The organism is Mammaliicoccus sp. Q-M61, from assembly GCF_022386055.1.
Taxonomy (GTDB): Bacteria; Bacillota; Bacilli; order Staphylococcales; family Staphylococcaceae; genus Mammaliicoccus; species Mammaliicoccus sciuri_A.
Genome location: NZ_JAJNJL010000001.1, coordinates 430,806 through 448,908 on the forward strand (window position 1 = coordinate 430,806; position 18,103 = coordinate 448,908).

Here is an 18,103-nt window from a genome sequence, read left to right on the forward strand (position 1 = left end):
AGAATTTAACATGTCAAAAAGATTAACGTTATCAGATGTTTTAGTAACTGTATTAATTGGTGCTTTGTTTGCAATCATTTATAAGTTCTTATGGATACCTTATGAAATTTTAAAACCACTCGGTCTACACTTAGAACAATCTGTATACGGTGTATGGTTTATTGCAGCGATTGTCACTTATTTAATTATTCAAAAGCCTGGTGTTGCAATTCTTGCTGAATTTGCTGCCGGTGCTGGCGAAACGATTGTAATGGGACAATTTGATATTCCAACATTTGTATACGCATTATTACAAGGTTTAGCTTGTGAAATCATCTTCTTAGCAGTTCGATATCAATCTAGAAAATTATCAGTTGCTGTTATAGCTGGTATGGCTGCAGGTATTATTACGTTACCAATTGATTGGTTCTATAATTACTTAGGTGACGTTGCTTTATGGAATGTTATTTTAATGTTTACGATTAGAATTTTAAGTGGTGCAATCGTTGCTGGTGCATTAGGCTATGCAATTGTAAAAGCACTCGACCAAACTGGTGTTACGAAATTGTTCAGACCAGCATCTAAAAAAGATTATGACTTATTATAGGAGTTATTCAATTGTTATCACTAAAAAATTTAAGACTAAAGTATCCTGATGATGAACGCATTATATTTAAAAATTTAAACATCAATATTAATGATAAAGAAAAAGTACTGTTACTAGGTCCAAGTGGATCTGGTAAAAGTACATTATTAAATGTATTAAGCGGTATTATACCGAGATCGATGGACATACCGATGAAAGTAGATTCAATCGATATCGATTCTCTTCCGGGTGTTATTTTCCAAGACCCAGATACGCAATTTTGTATGCCTGAGATTAAAGAAGAATTAGCATTTGTGCTTGAGAATATGAACATCGAACCTGATAAAATGGACGGATTTATAAAAAATGCCATGAAACAGGTAAATTTAAATGCTGACCCTTCACTTAAAATCAATCGTTTAAGTGGTGGTATGAAACAAAAATTAGCGATTGCTTCTATATTATTACAAGATACAAATACGTTATTTCTTGATGAACCGACAGCAATGCTTGATCATCAATCAACGACACAACTATGGGATTTGATTATGGAGCATTGGGATAATCAAACTGTTGTAATCGTAGAACATAAAGTTGATTATATTTGGAATTATGTTGATAGAGTTATTGTAATGAATGAAAATGGTGAAATCACACATGATAGTACACCTCAAGATATATTAGATCATCATACAGACATTTTAAATGAATACGGTGTTTGGCACCCTAAATCATGGCAATATGCCCCAAAATTGTCTAACCAGACTGCTGAGCACAATCCGTTGTTAAATATAGAGCAATTAGATGTACTGCGTGGCTCCAAAAAACTATTTAGTATAGATGAATTAACGATTTCAAGTGGCGAATGGCTTACAATAACTGGACCAAATGGAACAGGTAAGACAACATTTTTAGAAACGATGATGCAGCTCATTAAATATAATGGCCAAATATTTTACAAAAATAAACAGATCAAAAAAGTAAAAGATGCTTCTCAACATATGTATTTCGTATATCAAAATCCAGAATTACAATTCATAGAAACATCCGTATACAATGAAATATTTATCAATTATGCATATCAAGATAAACAAACAGCTCATGACAAGACCCAAGACATGTTGACGTTATTAAAACTCAATCATGTGAAAGACCAACACCCTTTCGAATTATCAATAGGACAGAAAAAAAGATTAAGTGTCGCAACTGCATTAAGTACAAATTCTGAAATTATTTTACTTGATGAGCCAACATTTGGTTTAGACAGTCACAATACCTTTGAACTCATCAAATTATTTCATGAACGCGTTCAACATGGTCAAACTATCTTAATGATTACGCACGAAAATGAGATTATTAATCGTTATGCTACTAGAAGATTGACGATCAAAGACGAGCAATTACATGTAAGCGGTGGTGAATCTCATGTTAACTAATTGGAAGAAATACCGTACTTTTATTGATGATGTGAATATTCTAACGAAACTTATATTAGGTATCACTCTATTTTTCTATGCGATATTTATTCATCAATTTGATTTCATGCTTTATTTAACAATTATTATGTTCCTTTATCTAATCATCATGAGTGGCGTGAGATGGTTACCACTATTAATCGTCATTGCTATCACTTTATTTTTCGGACTCACTTCTTCCCTATTTATGATTTTTTATGGTGAAGGAAATGAAACAATTTTCAAGTTTGGTATTATTCATATTACTGAAGAAAGCTTTTTGAGAGGTATTCACGTAACCATGCGTACACTAGTCATTTCATTTTACGGCATGGTTATACCATTTACTTCGCAAATCATTTATGTGTTTTATAGTTTCATGCAACATTTAAAAGTAAAACCTAAAATCGCATATGCTTTCATGGCTTCTATACGCATGATACCGCTTATGTTTAGTTCTTTTATGCAGTTAAGACAAGCTTTAAAGATGCGATATGCAGTTATAGATAAAAGTAATCGTAAAGGCTTAAAATGGATTCACCATTTACTCATTCCAACGCTAAGTCAAAGTATAAGAAAGTCTCATAGGTTAGCTGTTGCGATGGAAGCAAAAGGATTCACAAACGGCAAAAGAACGTTCTATTATAAAGTACCTTTCACTAAAAAAGATTTATATTTCATCTTATTGACGATTGCACTTGTTGCTATCGCATATTTATTAAATATTTATTTACCTATAACAAACATTTCAGATATTCGATAACATTGCGTTATATTTGACCATACCTTTCCCTAAAAGAATGAAATATAGCGCAATGAAAAGGCTGAGACAAACTTTGTTGTCTCAGCCTTTAATTTATGATTTATATGCTTTTAATGCTTTATGTCCAATATCATTTCTATAGAATAGTCGTTCACTTTTAATATGTTTGACTTGTTCATATGCATTTTTTTGAGCCGCTTCAATATTGTCACCTGTACCGATAACGATCATGACACGTCCACCATTATTTTCATACTTGCCTTCTGAATTTTTCTTCAAAGCACTCACAAAATATTGATCTACATGCTCTAAACCTTCAACTGAATATCCTTTATCATAGCTACCTGGATATCCTTTAGATGCTAATACGACACCAACAACGCTTTCATCTTTCCATTCTAATGTTAAAGGTTCTTTATGGTACACCTTGTTTAATATTTCAATAAAATCAGAATCTAATTTAGTCAATAATACTTGCGCCTCTGGATCACCGAATCTTGCATTAAATTCAATTACTTTTGGTCCTTCTTTTGTTAAAATTGCGCCAATATAAATCAAACCAAAATAGTTAATGCCTTCACTCACTAAAGCATCCGCAATAGGTTGTGCGATTTTTTGATTCGTTTCTTCCAATACATCGTCCGTAATATGAGGTACTGGACAGTATGCACCCATACCACCAGTATTCGGCCCTTTATCACCATCGAATGCACGTTTATGATCTTGGGCGATACAATCAAATGGAACTGCATATGATTGATTTACAAATGTCATAACTGAATATTCTTCTCCATCAAGAAACTCTTCGAATACGACTTTCTCATGAGGTGTTTGATATAAAGTTTCTACGCCTTCTCTTGCTTCTTCACGTGTTAAAGCAACGATTACACCTTTTCCAGCTGCAAGTCCATCTTTTTTAAGTACAATAGGTATTTTACATTGCTCAACATAATTGATTGCTTCTTCTTTTGTTGTGATTGTCTTATATTCTGCAGTTGGAATATCATACTTTTCCATAATTTTTTTCGCAAATTCTTTAGAACCTTCTAATTGTGCAGCTTCTTTATTTGGTCCGAAGACTTTAGCATTTGTTTCCTCTAATGCATCTGTTAAACCATCTATTAAAGGTTGTTCCGGTCCTATTATTACCCATTCAATATTGTTTTGTTCTACAAAAGATTTTATAGCTAAATGGTCATTTTCTTGAACATCCGATACAATTGTCGCAACTTCTTCCATTGCATCATTACCCGGAATGACAAAGACTTCATTTACTAATTTAGACGATTGACATTTTTGAGCTAACGCATGTTCTCTTCCACCTGATCCTATAACAAGTACTTTCATATTGACCTCCTAATGTTTAAAGTGTCTCATACCAGTAAATACCATACTGATGCCATATTTATTTGCCATATCTATTGAATCTTGATCTTTAATAGATCCACCTGGTTGGATAATTGTTTTAATACCTGCTTTAGCAGCTGTTTCTACAGTGTCACCCATTGGGAAAAATCCATCTGAAGCTAAGGCTACATTTTCATTCATTTCAATAGCACGTTCAATTGCTATTTTTGCAGAACCAACTCTATTCATTTGTCCAGCACCAACACCAACAGTTTGGTGATCGTTCGCTAGTACAATGGCATTACTTTTAACTGAGCGGACAACTTTCCATCCTAGTTCTAAAGCTTTCCATTGTGCTTCAGTTGGTTCAACATCTGTAACGACTTTCATTTCTTCGCGCGTTAATGTTGCATTATCTTTATCTTGAACTAAGTATCCACCTGAAACTGATACAAATTCTTGTTCATCTTGCGTTTCTGTCATATCAATTTCTAGTAATCTAATATTCTTCTTCGCTGTTAGGACTTCCAACGCATCGGCTTCATAGCTTGGTGCAATAATGACTTCCAAGAAAATAGAATGTAATTTCTCCGCTAATTCTTTTGTAACAGGTCTATTTAAAGCGACAATACCACCAAATATAGATTGAGAATCCGCTTCATATGCATATTCGTATGCTTCTTCAATAGTTGCGCCTACACCAACTCCACATGGGTTCATATGTTTTACTGCAACAGCTGCAGGTTGTTCAAACTTTTTAATAAGTGATAACGTTGCATCGGCATCTTTAATGTTATTAAAGCTTAAAGCTTTACCATGTAATTGTTTAGCGCCAGCTAATGTATTCGGCTCGTTAGAAGTCTTTACAAAAGTAGCATTTTGTTGAGGGTTTTCTCCATATCTTAATGTTTCTGATGTATTTCCAAAGAATTCAACAATCGCATTATCATAATCATTTGTATGTTTAAATACTTTTACCATTAGTGATTTACGATAATTTTCATCTAATTTGTCAGAAGCAATACGTTCAATAACTTCATTATAATCAGAAGGATCTACGACTGTTGTAACAAATTTGAAGTTCTTAGCTGCTGCTCGTAACATAGTTGGTCCACCGATATCGATGTTTTCAATTGCTTCATCTTCTGTTACATCTTCTTTCTTAACAGTCTCTTTAAATGGATATAAATTTACGACTACTAAGTCAATTAAGTCGATGTCTTGTTCTTTTAATGCTGTTAAATGTTCAGGAATAGAACGATTTGCAAGAATCCCTCCATGTACACCTGGATGTAAAGTTTTGACTCTTCCATCCATTATTTCTGGAAAGTTTGTTAATTCTGAAACTGAATATACTTCAATCCCAGCATTTTCAAGTGCCTTTTTAGTACCACCAGTTGAAAAGATTTTATAATCATTTTCTATTAATTTGCTTGCGAAATCTTCTATATTTGTTTTGTCTGACACACTTAATATTGCATTCTTCATTTTGTAAAGACTCCTTTATTGAATAATTTCTTTCATAACACGGGGATATAATTCGTATTCTAAGTTCTGTATTCTTAATTGTAATGTTTCTCTCGTATCATCTGGATATACTTTACAGCTTAATTGGTCTATAATTTCGCCAGTATCCATACCACTATCAACGTAATGAACTGTCGCTCCTGTAACACGTACGCCGTAATCTAATGCTTGCCCTACAGCGTCCTTACCAGGAAAACTTGGTAATATAGATGGATGTATATTCAACATTTTACCTTCATATTGTTTTAATAATGTAGGACCAACAATTTTCATATATCCTGCGAGAATAACCCAACTTACACGATCTTGAGATAATCTCGTGAGTAGAGCTTCTTCATATTCTTTTTTACTATCGTAAGTTCTTGGATCTATGATATAAACAGGTAAATTAAATCTTCTTGCTCTTTCTATACAAAAGGCATTAGGGTTATCTGTATACAATGCTGTTACTTCTATATGGTCTAAATAACCTGCTTCGATATTTTCCATTATTTTCTCAAAATTCGATCCATTTCCTGATGCAAATACTGCTATATTAATCATGATTGAACCCCCGTCAATTTGACCTGACCTGTTCCGTTTGAAATTTCACCTATTACATATGCTTCTTCATTTTTTGCTTTCAAAATATCTAATGTTTCTTGAGCATCTTCTTTATTAACGATAAGTACAAAGCCAATGCCCATATTAAACACATTATACATTTCCTCTGCTTCAATCTTTCCTTGCTCTTTTAACCAATGGAATATTTTTGGTACTTCATAAGATTGAACATCGATATGTGCATCTTTATTTTCTGGAATCGCTCTTGGAATATTTTCAATAAATCCTCCACCAGTAATATGAGACATACCTTTAACTTTTACTTTATCTAATACGGCAAGAACAGGTTTAACATATAGTTTTGTTGGTTCAAGAAATGTTTCTAAATACGTTCTTTCTTCATCAAATGCATCATTTAAGTTAATTTGACTTTCTTTAATTAAATTTCTAACTAAACTGTAGCCGTTTGAATGAATACCGCTTGATGTAATACCAATTATGACGTCACCTTCATTAACTTCACTGCCGTCAATATAGTCATCTTTTTCAACAGCACCAACACAAAATCCAGCAATATCATATTCTCCTTCATGGTACATTTCGCCCATTTCAGCAGTTTCTCCGCCAATTAATGCACAATTCGTTTCTTTACAACCGACAGATACACCTGAAACAATCGCTTCAATTGTCTCAGGATTTACTTTATTCGTCGCAATATAATCAAGGAAATACAAAGGTTCTGCGCCAGTCGTTAAAATATCATTCACACACATCGCAACTGCATCGATACCGATTGTGTCATGTTTGTTATAATCAATTGCGAGTTTAAGCTTTGTACCAACACCGTCTGTTCCAGAAACAAGTACTGGTTTCTTCATATTTAATTGTGACAGATCAAATGCAGCACCAAAGCCACCTAAACCGCCTAGAACTTCCTTTCTCATTGTGCTTTGAACATGTGACTTCATTCTATTGACCGCTTCATAACCAGCTTCAATATCTACACCAGATGCTTTATATGCTTTCGACATTAAGATTACCCTCTTTATCAAAGTATTGTTTATTACTAGCTAAATAAGATTTTTGACGTGGACTTAAGTTTTGATAATATCTTTCTTCATAGTCATAAAGACCTGCTGGATAGTCACCAGTAAAGCTTTCTACACATAATCCGTGATAAGGTACGTCTTTATCTAACCCTATTGATCGTATTAAGCCATCAACTGATAAATATGCAAGTGAATCTGCACCGATATAATCTCTAATTTCTTCAGGTGATTTATGTGCAGAAATCAGTTCAGCAGATGTCGACACATCGATACCATAGAAACTTGGAAACATGAATTCTGGTGATGCGATACGTACGTGCACTTCATTTGCTCCAGCGTCTTTTAACATTCTGACGATACGTTTACTTGTTGTCCCTCTCACAATAGAATCATCAACAAGCACAATATTTTTACCATGTACGATATCTTTTACAGCTGATAATTTCACACGTACACCTTGTTCTCGTAATTCTTGTGTCGGTTGGATAAATGTTCGAGCAACATATTGATTTTTTACAAGACCCATTTCATAAGGTAAATGACTCTCTTCTGCATAACCAGATGCTGCTGAAAGTGAAGAGTTTGGTACGCCGATTACCATATCAGCATTTAAAGCTGGACTTTCTTGAGCTAGTTTTTTTCCAGATGCTTTACGAACTGCATGAACATTCTTACCTGCAATTGTAGAATCGGGTCTTGCAAAGTAAATATACTCCATCGCTGAAATTGCAGTCGTTGTTTCCGTTGTGTATGATTCAACTCTTATACCATCATCATTTATAACGATATACTCACCTGCATGAATATCTCTCACAAATTCTGCGCCGAGTACATCAATTGCACATGTCTCACTAGCAATGATATAAGCACCCGTCTTCATTCTCCCAACAGCTAAAGGTCTTATTGCATTTGGGTCAACAGCGCCATATAGTGCATCTTTTGTTAATAAAGCAAATGTGAATCCACCTTTAACTGTATTCAAACTTTCCTTCAATGCTTCTTCGAAAGTAGGCGCTTTACTTCTTCTTATAAGATGCATAATCACTTCAGTATCAGAAGAAGAATGGAAAATTGCGCCTTCTTGTTCTAATTCTTTTCTTAAGCTTTGTGCATTGACTAAGTTACCATTGTGACAAACACCAACACTCATATCATAAAAGTGATATAAAAAAGGTTGAATATTTTCAATTCCTTTATTACCAGAAGTTGCATATCTTACATGACCTATCGCATGTTGATTCCCTTTAAAACCTTCTAATTGTACATCCGTAATCGCATCAGATAATAAACCTAATCCTCTTTCACCTTTTAACTCGAAACCGTTTGAAGTTACAATTCCTGCACCTTCTTGACCTCTATGTTGTAAACTATGAAGCCCCATGTATGTGAGTTGTGCAGATTCTGGATGATTCCATATACCAAATACGCCGCATTCTTCATTTAAACTCTTGATTTCATGCATTGAGCTATTGCCCCTTTCAATTGCTCATTCAAATCAGATACATTGTATTTAATTTGAGCAGCATCATTTTTAATCGTAAATTGAGCATTATCAGTAACGCGACCTATTTCAACGGCATCGTCAATATCTATAGATTGTCCTTCTTTAACGATGACAATATATCTACCTTGAGTTTCACTAAATAATTGAGCATTTGTTACTGGTAACGTCACATCTAATCCTAAGTTAAAGTGTGTAGCTATTTTTGCAAGTCCAATAGCAAGACCACCTTTACCAACAGCTTGCGTATGTGAAATTTTGCCTGAACGTATAGCATTTTTAATTTGTTCTCCACGTTTTATTTCTGCTGATAAATCAATTGAACTTGGTTCATGATTAACTTCTTTAAATAATAACTTTTCAATCTGACTACCACCAAAGTCATCTTTTGTTTCTCCGACTATGAATACACGATCATTTACTTTTGGTTGATAATCATTTAAATACGTCACATCTTCAATTAAACCAACCATACCGACTACAGGTGTAGGGAAAATTGACGTCCCTTTTGTTTCATTGTATAAAGAAACATTCCCTGATACGACAGGTGTATTTAAAGCTTCACAAGCTTCAGCCATTCCTTTAGTAGAATCTGCAAGTTGTTGGTATATATCTTTCTTCTCAGGAGAACCATAATTTAAGCAATCTGTCATTGCTAATGGTTTAGCACCTACAGAAATTAAATTTCTATACGCTTCTGCAACAACCATTTTTCCACCTTCATATGGATTGTTATAAACATATCTCGCTTCTCCATCTATAGTAGAAGCTATCGCTTTATTTGTACCTTCCACTCTAACTACTCCAGCACTAATACCTGGCTTGATAATTGTATTGGCACCAACTTGTTGATCATATTGGTCATATGCGTAATGTTTAGATGCAATTGTTGGATGATTAATTAGTTTTTGGAATACTTCTTCTACATTGATTTCATCATATTGATTATCATTGTGTTTAAATTCTTTTGCTTCACCTTCTAGAATATATACGGGTGCTTCATCAGCTAAAGGTTCTACAGGAATATCAGCGTATATTTCATCTTCATAAGATAAAACAAATCTATTTGTATCTGTAACTTCACCTATAACAGCAGAATCTAATTCATGATGATCAAATAAATCTAAGAATTTTTGTTCTGTACCTTTTTCAACTACTAATAACATACGTTCTTGTGTTTCTGAAAGCATCATTTCATATGGTGAGATACCTTCTTCTCTTGTCGGTACTTTCTCTAAATGAAGATGGATACCACTTTCACCTTTAGCTGCCATTTCAGAAGAAGATGACGTTAATCCTGCTGCGCCCATGTCTTGAATACCTACTAATTCAGGATAAGTAATTGCTTCTAATGTTGCTTCCATTAATTTTTTACCTACAAACGGATCTCCTATTTGTACTGATGGTCTTTTACTTTCAGATGCTTCACTTAGTTCTTCAGATGCAAAAGTTGCACCGTGAATACCGTCTCTACCTGTTTTTAATCCAACATAGATAACTGGGTTTCCGATACCTTTAGCAGTACCTTTTTGAATTTTGTCATGATCTATAATGCCAACACACATCGCATTAACAAGTGGATTACCATCATATCTTTCATCAAATTCAATCTCACCTGCTACTGTCGGTATACCGATACAGTTTCCGTAACCACCGATACCTTTTACGACTCCACTAAACAATCTGCGGTTTGTCTTATTAGATAACTCGCCAAATCTTAAACTATTTAATAAAGAAATAGGTCTTGCTCCGATTGATACGATATCGCGGATAATACCACCAACACCTGTAGCAGCACCTTGATAAGGTTCAATTGCTGAAGGATGGTTATGAGATTCTACTTTAAACACGACTGCTTGGTTATCACCGATATCTACAACACCAGCACCTTCACCTGGACCCATTAAGACATGTTCTCCAGAAGTAGGGAATTGTTTTAAAAATGGTTTAGAATGTTTATATGAGCAATGTTCACTCCACATTACCGAGAATATACCTATTTCAGTAAAGTTCGGTTTGCGTCCTAAAATGCTTACGACTTTTTGATATTCTTCGTCCGTTAAACCCATATCTCTATATAAATATTCTTTTTCAATTTCTTCTATACTAGGTTCTAAAAACTTAGACATGTTGTTCCCTCCAACTTTCGATCATAGATTGAAATAATTTAACGCCACTATCTGAACCAAGTAATGTTTCCATGGCACGTTCTGGATGAGGCATCATCCCACAAACATTTCCTTCTTTATTCGTAATACCAGCTATATCTTTATATGAACCATTAGGATTATCATTGTAAGTTAAAATAATTTGATTATGATTCACAAGTTCTTCATATAATTCATCTGTACAATAATAGTGACCTTCACCATGCGCAACAGGATAAATGACAGTTTCATCTTTATCATACTGATGTGTGAATTTCGTTTCGTTATTTACAATTGTTAACGATTCATTTCTACTTACAAATAAATGACTGTCGTTATGTAACAGTGCACCTGGTAACAAACCAACCTCTGTTAAGATTTGGAACCCATTACATACGCCAAGTACTGGTTTACCTTCACTTGCAAGTCTTTTTACTTCACTAATAATTGGTGCTACGCGTGCCATTGCACCTGATCTTAAATAATCACCAAATGAGAAGCCTCCAGGTATTAACACACCATCAAAACCTTCAAGAGAAGTTTCTCTATAATCTACATATGCCGCTTCGACACCTGAACGTTTAGCAGCATTATACATATCACGATCGCAATTAGATCCTGGAAATACTAATACAGCTAATTTCATTATGCGTTCTCCTTATCTTCTAAGATTTTAAAACTATATTCTTCGATAACCGTATTGGCAAATAGCTTCTCACTTAAAGTATTAACGATATTCTTGATTGAATTTTCATCTGTTTCGTCAACAGTCATGTAAATCACTTTACCAACTCTTATATCATTGACTTGTTCATAACCTAAATCATGTACCGCTCTATTTAAAGCTTGTCCTTGTGTATCTAATACTTGACCTTGTAACGTAATATGCAATTCAATCTTTTTCATTTTATAGTTCCTCCAATTTTTTGTAGAAAGTTTCATAAGTATCAATTAATGAGCCTGTATCTTCTCTATATACATCTTTATCAAAGTTTTCTTTCGTTTCTTTGTCCCAAATTCTGCATGTATCTGGAGAAATTTCATCCGCTAATAAAATTTCACCATCAGATGTTATGCCAAATTCGATTTTGTAATCTACGAGTATTAAATTCATGTCATCCATAATTTCACTTAATACTTTATTTACTTTTAATGCTTCTTTTTTAATAGTTGATAATTCTTCTGATGAAGCAATATTCAATAATGACACGTGATCATCCGTGATAAGTGGATCATTTAACTCATCTTTCTTATAGAATAGTTCTAATAAAGGTTCTTTAAATTCATGTCCCTTTTCAAAACCTAATCGTTTACAAATTGAACCTGCAGCAACATTTCGTACGACAACTTCTAATGGGAAAATTTCAACAGCTTTAACAAGTTGTTCTGTTTCAGAAATTTGTTCTACAAAGTGGCTCTCAACGCCTTTTTGTCGCAATATTCCAAATATTTTTGATGTAATTAAATTGTTTAAACGCCCTTTTCCAAGCATTTTATCTTTTTTAGCACCATTTCCAGCAGTCACTTCATCTTTATATTCGATTCTCAAAATACCATCTTGATCCGTATTGAAAACTCTTTTAGCTTTGCCTTCATAAAGTAATGACATATTAATCGTTCCGCCCTTCAAATAATTGATTAAATTGGTTTTCATCTTTATTTAAATCTGTTGATAATTTTGTAATATGTCCCATTTTACGATTTACTTTATTGACCTTTTTACCGTAAATATGAACGTGCCATTCAGGATGCTCACTAAAAACTTCTTGTAAATTCAACACATCTTGTCCTAGCAAATTCATCATGATTGCTGGTTGTAATAAAGTAATCTTTTTCGGTAAATGCCATCCTGCAACAGCAAGTATATGTGTATCAAATTGTGAGTAATCACATGCTTCGATAGAGTAATGTCCTGAATTATGTGGTCTTGGTGCAATTTCATTCACATAAAGTTGATGATCTTCCGTTACAAAAAATTCAATTGTAAACGTTCCTACAAAGTGTAGATTCGTCATAATTTTTTGAACTTCTTGAATAGCTTGTTCTTCTAAATCTACTCTAGCTGGAACAACTGTCTTATATAAAATTTGGTTTCTATGTTCATTTTCCTGTAATGGAAAATAAACTGTATGATCATATATATCACGTGTAGCTGTTATGGATACTTCTTTAAATAGAGGGAGATATTTTTCAACTACGCAAGGTGTATCAGTAATTAATTTCTTAGCTTCATCTAAATCTTCTTTAGATTGAATGACAAGCTGACCTTTACCGTCATATCCACCAAAGCGTGTCTTTATAATAAATGGATAGCCAATTGTTTCTATAGCTTCATTCAAGTCTTCTGTTGACTTAACTTCCATAAACGGTACAATTTGAACATTTGCGCTTTCTAATGTTTGTTTTTCAGTTAAGCGATCTTGTAATAAAGCAACTGTTTGGCTCCCTTGAGGAATATTAAATTGATTGGAAAGTTTTTCTAACTGTTGTGCATCTATATTTTCAAATTCATAAGTTACAACTTTAGAGATGTCACCAAGCTGATTGAGTGCATCTATATCCGAAAATTCAGCGTTTATAAATTGGTGTGCTACAAATCTTGCAGGGCAATCTTCGTCAGGGTCTAAAACGGCAACTTGAAATCCCATTCTTTGAGCAGATTGAGCCATCATTTTACCTAATTGACCTCCACCGACAATACCTATCATGTCACCTGATTCTAGGTTATAATAAGTCATTTTGCATTTCCTCCACTTTATCGACTAAACTTTTTTCATAATTAACAAGTTGTTTTCTTACATTTTCATCTGTCATACCGATCATTCTTGCGGCTAAAATACCAGCATTTTTAGATCCGGCTTTTCCTATTGCAGTTGTCGCAACCGGTATCCCACCAGGCATTTGTACAATCGACAACAATGAATCCATACCTTTTAAGCTTTTTGATTCAATAGGTACACCAATCACTGGAACTGTTGTTAATGAAGCTACCATTCCTGGTAAATGTGCTGCCCCACCTGCTCCAGCAATAATAATATCTATATTATGATCAGTAGCATTTTTAGCAAAGTCAACCATTTCTAATGGTGTTCGATGTGCAGATACGACCTTTTTCTCATATTGGATATTAAAATATTCAAGCATATCGCATGCTTCTTTCATGATTGGCCAATCTGAAGAACTACCCATTATAACTGCCACTTTCATGTAGGTCACCCTTTCAAATAGTTGAAATATTTAATCTTTTCTGTGTATATTACAGATATAGCATAACAATTGATCATGCTATTTTCAATGAAAAAAACGAACATTTTATATATTTTTTACAAAAAAGTTTGATTTATGTTCGTATTAAGGGCATAATTTTCATTGTATCAATCAATATAGTTCGATTATTAATAGGAGGCAATTTTCATGGTAGCTAAGATATTAGACGGTAGAGAAATAGCGAAGACTTACAGAGCAGGTCTTCAGGCAGAAGTAGAAAAGTTAAAAGAACATAACATCGTACCTAAATTAACGGTCATACTCGTTGGTAATGATGGCGCGAGTCAAAGTTATGTTAATTCTAAGAAAAAAGCAGCTGAAAAGATTGGTATGATTTCTGAAATTGTACATATGGATGAATCATCTACTGAAGAAGAAGTATTATCTGAACTCGATAGATTAAATAATGACGATTCAGTAAGTGGTATATTAGTCCAAGTTCCACTTCCAAAACAAGTTTCTGAAGCAAAAGTATTAGAAGCAATCAATCCTGACAAAGATGTAGATGGATTTAATCCTATAAATATTGGTAGATTATATACTGGAGAAAGAACATTTATCCCATGTACCCCACTAGGTATAATGGAAATTCTCAAACATGCAGATATTGACTTAAAAGGAAAAAACGTAGCTGTAATCGGTAGAAGTCATATTGTTGGTCAACCAGTTAGTAAGTTATTAACAGATCAAGATGCAACTGTTACGTTATTACATTCAAAATCAACAAATACAGAAGAAGTCTTAAAGCAAGCAGACGTAATCGTAAGTGCAGTCGGACGCGTACACCTCGTTACAAAAGACTTAGTAAAACCAGGAGCAGTTATTATCGATGTCGGAAACACACTAGATGAGAATGGTAAATTAAAAGGTGACGTCGATTACGAAGCTGTTAAAGAAGTAGCTAGTGCAATCACACCAGTACCAGGCGGCGTCGGTCCATTAACAATCACTATGGTATTGAACAATACATTATTAGCTGAAAAATGGAAAAACGGACTTGAATAAAATTATAATATAGAAAAAAGCGGAACCCGATGACGGTTCCGCTTTTGTTTATTATGGTAGATAGAATGTGCTAACTTTCATTATTCTGAATTGTGGTAATTAGAATCCGCTAACTTCCATTATTCTGAATTGTGGTAATTAGAACTCGCTAACTTCCATTATTCTGAATTCTGGTAATTAGAATCCGCTAACTTCCATTATTCTGAATTGTGGTAATTAGGACTCGCTAACTTCCATTATTCTGAATTCTGGTAATTAGAATCCGCTAACTTCCATTATTCTGAATTCTGGTAATTAGAACGCTGTAACTTCCATTATTCCGAATTGTGGTAATTAGAATCCGTTAACTTCCATTATTCTGAATTGTGGTAATTAGGCGGGCCATTCTTACGGACATTTCTCCAAATTCTGTCCCTAACAGCACCTCTTACGGACATTTCTCAGAATTCTGTCCCTAACGACACCTCTTACGGACACTTCTCAGAATTCTGTCCCTAACGACACCCATTACGGACATTTCTCGGAATTCTGTCCCTAACAGCACCTCTTACGGACATTTCTCAGAATTCTGTCCCTAACGACACCTCTTAGAGACACTTCTCCAAATTCTGTTCCTAACAATATAAAAAAACACCACCCCACTATGCTGTTCATAATGGGATGGTGTTTCGAATACTAATATTATACGTTTGTAATACTCATTTTTGGACCAAATGGTTCGAAGTGAACATCTGCTTGGCCAATATTTAATTTTTCTAGCTCATCAAATATTGTATCCATAAATGTGATACCACCACATAAATAGATGTCGACGTCTTCATTAATCCAATTGCTTAATTCATTGCTTGTTAAATATCCGTCTTTTTCTTTTAAATGATAAGTAACTTCTACATTTTCGTTCATTGCGTTTAATGCGTCTACTTCTTCTTTAAATGGTACGTCTTTTTCTGCTTCATTTACATGTACGAAATGAACATTTCTACCTTTATATGCTTCATCTTCTAACATTGCTAGCATTGGTGTAATACCTGCACCAGAAGATAATAGTAATAATTTTTTATCTTTATCTGATTCTACTTTGAAATCACCTGCTGGAGCTGAAAGTTCAATTGTATCTCCAACTGAATATTTATCATGTAAATCATGAGATACTAGACCTTTTTTCTCGCCTTCTCCTTCACGTTTTACAGCAAATCTTAATTTACCGTCATTTTTTACAGAGTAAATTGAGTAATGTCTTAATGCTAAATTATCATCGTTTGTTGGTTTAATACGTACAGTGATATATTGGCCTGCAACAAGTTCAGGAATTTTAATGTTATCTACTGGTTCAACTTCGAATGATTTCATTGAAGTACCTTGATCTTCAATATTTGTAATTTTAAATGATTTAAAGTCGTCCCAAGCTGCTGCTTCGTACATTGCTTTTTCCATTTGGATAAATACGCCTGCGATTTCACCATATGCTTCTTCCCAAGCATTCATAATATCATCTGTAGCTGCATCGCCTAGAACTTCTTTAATTGCTTTTAATAAGAATTCACCAACAATTGGATAATGTTCCTCTTTAACTTGTAATGCACGGTGTTTATGTGCAATTTGATTTACGTTAGGAACGATTGCTTCTAAATGATCGATATGTTTAGCAGCTGCTAAAACTGTTTGTGCTAAAGCTGTCTGTTGTTTACCTTGTTTTTGATTAGATTTATTAAATATGTTCAATAATTCTGGATGAGCTTCAAACATTCTTTGATAAAAGACTTTTGTAATTTCATTTCCGTATTGTTCTAATACTGGTACTGTTTGTTTTACGATTTCTTTAGTTTGTTCTGATAACATCAGAAGTCCCCCTCTAAAAGATATATTTTAAATACATGTTTAATTGTAAATAATTTCACAATGTTTTTCAATACAGTTTGCAAAAAGTTTACAAAGTTGTCACTCTTTTAAAAATACATATATTGATTGATTGTTTTTTAACCTTCATATTAAGTATAATTAATATATTATAAGGAGGTTGAACTTTATGAAGCTCACCCAATACACGGATTATTCTTTACGTGTCCTCATGTATTTAGCCCAACAAAATAAACAATCTCAAATAGAAGAGATTTCAAACTTTTATGGCATATCAAAAAATCATTTAACAAAAGTCGTACATCAACTTGTTAAGTTAGGATACTTAAAATCTATAAGAGGAAGAAATGGTGGCATAATCCTCAATCAGTCCCCCAGTGACATTAATATAGGTAAACTTGTTAGACAAACTGAAGATCATTTTGAATTAGTTGAATGCTTTAATATGGAAACAAACACTTGTCCAATAGCATTAAATTGTGGATTAAAAGGTGCACTCAATCATGCTTTAATGGAGTACTTACGTACGCTTGATCAATATTATTTAAGTGATATCATCCCTAAAAACACCCTAAAAGACACTGTTTACACTACTTAAGTTAGGAAATCGGTCTAAAGGTCGATGTAAATGTGAAAATATTACGATAATATATCATTTAGTAAGGAAATGAAAAACGAGACATGTTATTCTTTCCTTATAGCTTACAACAAAGGAGTACATAAAAAATGATGAATAAAATATTACAATCACTTACAGTACTTGGTGTTTCTGCTTCACTTGTTACACCTTCATTAACTGCGAGTGCTACTGGAAACAGCCTTCCACAAATTAAAGGTGTTGAGGGTGACGTTGTTGAAAAAGGTGCTGACTACGATTCATTAAAAGGCATAAAAGCATATGATAAAGAAGATGGAGACTTAACAGATAAGATTAAAGTAACTGGTGACGTTGATACTTCTAAATTAGGTAAATACAAAGTACAATATAAAGTCACAGATTCTGATGGCGCATATAGAACAAAATGGCATTATGTATATGTTGTCAAAGAAGGTTCATTAAATGGTTCTAAAGATAACG

Annotated in this window: 17 protein-coding genes and 1 pseudogene; 6 read left to right on the plus strand and 12 right to left on the minus strand. The window is 33.7% G+C overall.

Annotated features, from left to right (window positions below):
• Window positions 1-10: 10 nt before the first annotated feature.
• From LQ677_RS02055 to LQ677_RS02065, 3 genes are read left to right on the plus strand one after another with little or no spacing between them, the layout of a single operon-like run.
• Entirely contained in the window at window positions 11-586 is a 576-nt protein-coding gene (locus LQ677_RS02055; RefSeq protein ID WP_196307808.1) for an ECF transporter S component, read from the plus strand.
• A gap of 11 nt (window positions 587-597) precedes the next feature.
• The gene (locus LQ677_RS02060) at window positions 598-2,001 is read left to right on the plus strand and encodes an ABC transporter ATP-binding protein (RefSeq protein ID WP_126476972.1); all 1,404 of its coding nucleotides are present in this window, start codon (window positions 598-600) and stop codon (window positions 1,999-2,001) included.
• Complete coding sequence (locus LQ677_RS02065) at window positions 1,991-2,782, plus strand: energy-coupling factor transporter transmembrane component T family protein (RefSeq protein ID WP_126476974.1); 792 nt, start codon at window positions 1,991-1,993, stop codon at window positions 2,780-2,782. Before LQ677_RS02060 ends, LQ677_RS02065 begins: the two co-directional genes overlap by 11 nt.
• Window positions 2,783-2,875: 93 nt before the next feature.
• Here the strand turns inward: LQ677_RS02065 and purD are convergent, their stop codons facing one another.
• From purD to purE, 11 genes are read right to left on the minus strand one after another with little or no spacing between them, the layout of a single operon-like run.
• The gene (purD, locus tag LQ677_RS02070) at window positions 2,876-4,129 is read right to left on the minus strand and encodes a phosphoribosylamine--glycine ligase (RefSeq protein WP_126476976.1); all 1,254 of its coding nucleotides are present in this window, start codon (window positions 4,127-4,129) and stop codon (window positions 2,876-2,878) included.
• Window positions 4,130-4,138: 9 nt separating this feature from the next.
• Window positions 4,139-5,617, minus strand: coding sequence for a bifunctional phosphoribosylaminoimidazolecarboxamide formyltransferase/IMP cyclohydrolase (gene purH, locus LQ677_RS02075; protein ID WP_126476977.1), 1,479 nt, complete (start codon window positions 5,615-5,617; stop codon window positions 4,139-4,141).
• 15 nt (window positions 5,618-5,632) lie between these two features.
• Window positions 5,633-6,199 (minus strand): phosphoribosylglycinamide formyltransferase, encoded by a 567-nt coding sequence (purN, locus tag LQ677_RS02080; protein WP_126476979.1) that lies wholly within the window; start codon window positions 6,197-6,199, stop codon window positions 5,633-5,635.
• Window positions 6,196-7,230, minus strand: a complete 1,035-nt coding sequence (purM, locus tag LQ677_RS02085) for a phosphoribosylformylglycinamidine cyclo-ligase (RefSeq protein WP_126476981.1) — start codon at window positions 7,228-7,230, stop codon at window positions 6,196-6,198. Before purM ends, purN begins: the two co-directional genes overlap by 4 nt.
• Window positions 7,214-8,710 carry an amidophosphoribosyltransferase gene (purF, locus tag LQ677_RS02090; protein WP_126476982.1) on the minus strand — a complete coding sequence of 499 codons (1,497 nt, stop codon included), beginning with the start codon at window positions 8,708-8,710 and terminating at the stop codon, window positions 7,214-7,216. Before purF ends, purM begins: the two co-directional genes overlap by 17 nt.
• A complete protein-coding gene (purL, locus tag LQ677_RS02095; protein ID WP_126476984.1) occupies window positions 8,689-10,878 on the minus strand; it encodes a phosphoribosylformylglycinamidine synthase subunit PurL in 2,190 nt (729 codons plus the stop codon). Before purL ends, purF begins: the two co-directional genes overlap by 22 nt.
• The gene (gene purQ / locus LQ677_RS02100) at window positions 10,871-11,542 is read right to left on the minus strand and encodes a phosphoribosylformylglycinamidine synthase subunit PurQ (protein WP_025905203.1); all 672 of its coding nucleotides are present in this window, start codon (window positions 11,540-11,542) and stop codon (window positions 10,871-10,873) included. The genes purL and purQ overlap by 8 nt, the downstream gene beginning before the upstream one ends.
• A complete protein-coding gene (gene purS / locus LQ677_RS02105) occupies window positions 11,542-11,802 on the minus strand; it encodes a phosphoribosylformylglycinamidine synthase subunit PurS (protein WP_025905204.1) in 261 nt (86 codons plus the stop codon). Before purS ends, purQ begins: the two co-directional genes overlap by 1 nt.
• 1 nt (window position 11,803) lies before the next feature.
• Window positions 11,804-12,505 (minus strand): phosphoribosylaminoimidazolesuccinocarboxamide synthase, encoded by a 702-nt coding sequence (purC, locus tag LQ677_RS02110; RefSeq protein WP_126476986.1) that lies wholly within the window; start codon window positions 12,503-12,505, stop codon window positions 11,804-11,806.
• 1 nt (window position 12,506) lies between these two features.
• Window positions 12,507-13,634 carry a 5-(carboxyamino)imidazole ribonucleotide synthase gene (purK, locus tag LQ677_RS02115; protein ID WP_239748058.1) on the minus strand — a complete coding sequence of 376 codons (1,128 nt, stop codon included), beginning with the start codon at window positions 13,632-13,634 and terminating at the stop codon, window positions 12,507-12,509.
• Window positions 13,621-14,103, minus strand: coding sequence for a 5-(carboxyamino)imidazole ribonucleotide mutase (purE, locus tag LQ677_RS02120; RefSeq protein ID WP_025905207.1), 483 nt, complete (start codon window positions 14,101-14,103; stop codon window positions 13,621-13,623). Before purE ends, purK begins: the two co-directional genes overlap by 14 nt.
• A 207-nt stretch (window positions 14,104-14,310) precedes the next feature.
• Here purE and folD point away from each other — a divergent pair, with 207 nt between their 5' ends.
• The gene (folD, locus tag LQ677_RS02125; protein WP_239748059.1) at window positions 14,311-15,168 is read left to right on the plus strand and encodes a bifunctional methylenetetrahydrofolate dehydrogenase/methenyltetrahydrofolate cyclohydrolase FolD; all 858 of its coding nucleotides are present in this window, start codon (window positions 14,311-14,313) and stop codon (window positions 15,166-15,168) included.
• 681 nt (window positions 15,169-15,849) lie between these two features.
• On the opposite strand, the gene LQ677_RS02130 is transcribed toward folD, so the two are convergent.
• Window positions 15,850-17,007: a globin domain-containing protein gene (locus LQ677_RS02130; protein WP_204252838.1), complete on the minus strand. Its 1,158-nt coding sequence runs from the start codon at window positions 17,005-17,007 to the stop codon at window positions 15,850-15,852.
• Window positions 17,008-17,194: 187 nt separating this feature from the next.
• Between LQ677_RS02130 and LQ677_RS02135 the strand changes: the two genes are divergently transcribed.
• Entirely contained in the window at window positions 17,195-17,623 is a 429-nt protein-coding gene (locus LQ677_RS02135; protein WP_037587372.1) for an RrF2 family transcriptional regulator, read from the plus strand.
• Between the two features lie 131 nt (window positions 17,624-17,754).
• A pseudogene (locus LQ677_RS02140) lies at window positions 17,755-18,066 on the plus strand (immunoglobulin-like domain-containing protein); the annotation flags it as partial.
• Between the last annotated feature and the right edge of the window lie 37 nt (window positions 18,067-18,103).

Excerpts from the sequence above, each read along its gene's own strand:
- purE (WP_025905207.1), bottom strand. The coding sequence starts at position 14,103 with ATGAAAGTGGCAGTTATAATGGGTAGTTCTTCAGATTGGCCAATCATG.
- purQ (WP_025905203.1), bottom strand. The coding sequence starts at position 11,542 with ATGAAATTAGCTGTATTAGTATTTCCAGGATCTAATTGCGATCGTGAT.
- LQ677_RS02135 (WP_037587372.1), top strand. The coding sequence starts at position 17,195 with ATGAAGCTCACCCAATACACGGATTATTCTTTACGTGTCCTCATGTAT.
- purK (WP_239748058.1), bottom strand. The coding sequence starts at position 13,634 with ATGACTTATTATAACCTAGAATCAGGTGACATGATAGGTATTGTCGGT.
- purS (WP_025905204.1), bottom strand. The coding sequence starts at position 11,802 with ATGAAAAAGATTGAATTGCATATTACGTTACAAGGTCAAGTATTAGAT.
- purD (WP_126476976.1), bottom strand. The coding sequence starts at position 4,129 with ATGAAAGTACTTGTTATAGGATCAGGTGGAAGAGAACATGCGTTAGCT.
- LQ677_RS02055 (WP_196307808.1), top strand. The coding sequence starts at position 11 with ATGTCAAAAAGATTAACGTTATCAGATGTTTTAGTAACTGTATTAATT.
- purM (WP_126476981.1), bottom strand. The coding sequence starts at position 7,230 with ATGTCGAAAGCATATAAAGCATCTGGTGTAGATATTGAAGCTGGTTAT.
- purF (WP_126476982.1), bottom strand. The coding sequence starts at position 8,710 with ATGCATGAAATCAAGAGTTTAAATGAAGAATGCGGCGTATTTGGTATA.
- purN (WP_126476979.1), bottom strand. The coding sequence starts at position 6,199 with ATGATTAATATAGCAGTATTTGCATCAGGAAATGGATCGAATTTTGAG.
- LQ677_RS02130 (WP_204252838.1), bottom strand. The coding sequence starts at position 17,007 with ATGTTATCAGAACAAACTAAAGAAATCGTAAAACAAACAGTACCAGTA.
- purL (WP_126476984.1), bottom strand. The coding sequence starts at position 10,878 with ATGTCTAAGTTTTTAGAACCTAGTATAGAAGAAATTGAAAAAGAATAT.
- purH (WP_126476977.1), bottom strand. The coding sequence starts at position 5,617 with ATGAAGAATGCAATATTAAGTGTGTCAGACAAAACAAATATAGAAGAT.
- LQ677_RS02065 (WP_126476974.1), top strand. The coding sequence starts at position 1,991 with ATGTTAACTAATTGGAAGAAATACCGTACTTTTATTGATGATGTGAAT.
- folD (WP_239748059.1), top strand. The coding sequence starts at position 14,311 with ATGGTAGCTAAGATATTAGACGGTAGAGAAATAGCGAAGACTTACAGA.
- purC (WP_126476986.1), bottom strand. The coding sequence starts at position 12,505 with ATGTCATTACTTTATGAAGGCAAAGCTAAAAGAGTTTTCAATACGGAT.